This window comes from Streptococcus pluranimalium (assembly GCF_047785705.1).
Classification (GTDB): Bacteria; Bacillota; Bacilli; order Lactobacillales; family Streptococcaceae; genus Streptococcus; species Streptococcus pluranimalium_A.
Window position 1 is genome coordinate 1 of record NZ_JBLOJV010000108.1, and the last position, 592, is coordinate 592.

Consider the following 592-nt stretch of genomic DNA (forward strand, 5'->3'; position numbering starts at 1 on the left):
TTACTACTATTGGGCGGTTACCAAATAACTATATTTTTGGCGCTCACAAATCAACAAAACCACTCCTACTTTTTTAGCAGGAGTGGTTTTTGTTCTCAATATGGAAAGCTAAAGTTTATCTGACACCTTAGAGCATTTGATTATTAATCTAAGGATAGTTAACGTAGCTAACTTTATGAGGGTTTAGGCTTCGTCGTCACGACGTTTTTTCCGAGCTACTAGTCCAAGACCAGCCATAAGTCCAAGTGCGCCATAAGCTGCAAGTAGACTGCTATTTGTCTCACCAGTTGATGGTAGAGTAGCTGTCTCTTTAGCCTTCTGCTTGATACTTAGTGTATCTACCGGAGCATAGTTAACCACTGGTTGGTATGGATTTGCTTGTGTAGCTTTGCTTTCTGGACTTGGTGTTACCGTGAGCTTGTCAGTTGCTTTAGGATTAGTATCCTGATCGTCTGGAATACCGTCGTTATCATCGTCAGTATCCGTCTTATCTGGCGTACCGTCACCATCAGTGTCACGTTGAACCTTGACTGGAACCGTTGTAACAACTGGTTCGTCGCCATCTTTCTCAACACGAACTGGGACATTGACG

1 protein-coding gene is annotated in these 592 nt (G+C 42.9%); it reads right to left on the reverse strand.

Features of this window, described 5'->3' with window-relative positions; genetic code table 11:
• Positions 1-183: 183 nt before the first annotated feature.
• Positions 184-592 (reverse strand): LPXTG cell wall anchor domain-containing protein (locus tag ACMZ6Z_RS09555; RefSeq protein WP_416132284.1); only part of this gene is annotated, 409 nt, incomplete at its 5' end.